Origin of the sequence: Pseudoalteromonas sp. MMG012 (assembly GCF_018100875.1) — a bacterium.
Classification (GTDB): Bacteria; Pseudomonadota; Gammaproteobacteria; order Enterobacterales; family Alteromonadaceae; genus Pseudoalteromonas; species Pseudoalteromonas aurantia.
This window is the reverse complement of sequence record NZ_JAGJEF010000212.1, coordinates 1-791: the sequence shown is the minus strand read 5'-3', so window position 1 is coordinate 791 and position 791 is coordinate 1. Positions and strand designations below refer to the sequence as shown.

General features: G+C 34.9%; 2 protein-coding genes. Both read right to left on the bottom strand.

Going from position 1 to position 791, the window contains the following annotated elements:
* Positions 1-237, bottom strand: a 237-nt coding sequence (locus J8L97_RS23085; RefSeq protein WP_211053063.1) for a hypothetical protein, incomplete at its 3' end; no start/stop codon positions are given.
* A gap of 225 nt (positions 238-462) precedes the next feature.
* Positions 463-791, bottom strand: a 329-nt coding sequence (locus tag J8L97_RS23080; protein WP_211053061.1) for an acyl carrier protein, incomplete at its 5' end; no start/stop codon positions are given.

Genomic DNA, 791 nt, shown 5'->3' with positions numbered 1-791 from the left:
TGCAAAAGAACATACTTCTAAGGTTTCGTGATTGTCATGGGCTCTCCTCACTATTTTGTTGTGAGTCAGATCCAGCTCTTTTTTCTGTAAATAACTTAACAAAGCCTCTTTATTATTTTTGATCAAGATAATTGTATCCTGATCTAAGCGTCCTTTGGAAGATTTGGCTTTCAGTTTACCATCATCGATATACAGCAAAGTTCCTTCAGAAATCAGTTTTGAATAGAGCTCGTTCATATTAATCACGTCACCTTAGATTTTTGTTATTGATGTCTCTCAAAATAAATGAAATTACATATCCGTTATGCTTAAAATTTATTGGTTCACTAATACGAACACCAAATTACTTTTCGAGAGATTCTTATAAAATTTATTCTTCGTTATGTTTCTTAAGTCGAGGCATAATAAGTAATGCACTGTCGCAAAAACTCAGTGCATTACTTATCTCATGAATCCATATCATTAAAACTCATATTCAGTGGCATCCTCTGATTCCAATAAGGCCTGCTGTAAGAGTTCTTCAGCCTTTTGGTGTTCGCACAAGTTACACAAATCTGAAATACTTGCTATGTCGTAAAGATCTTTTAACTCAATGTGCGTATAACCAACCTCCTTCAATTGAGCAAGAAAGCGTACCACTAATAGAGAGTGGCCACCCAAATCAAAGAAGTTTGCATTGACACTAATATGCTCAGCATCGATATAAAGTAATTTAGATATCAAATCGATGATTAATCGCTCTGTATCCGTTGTTGGTGCAACGTAATCATGGAGCAATACACTCTCTACAA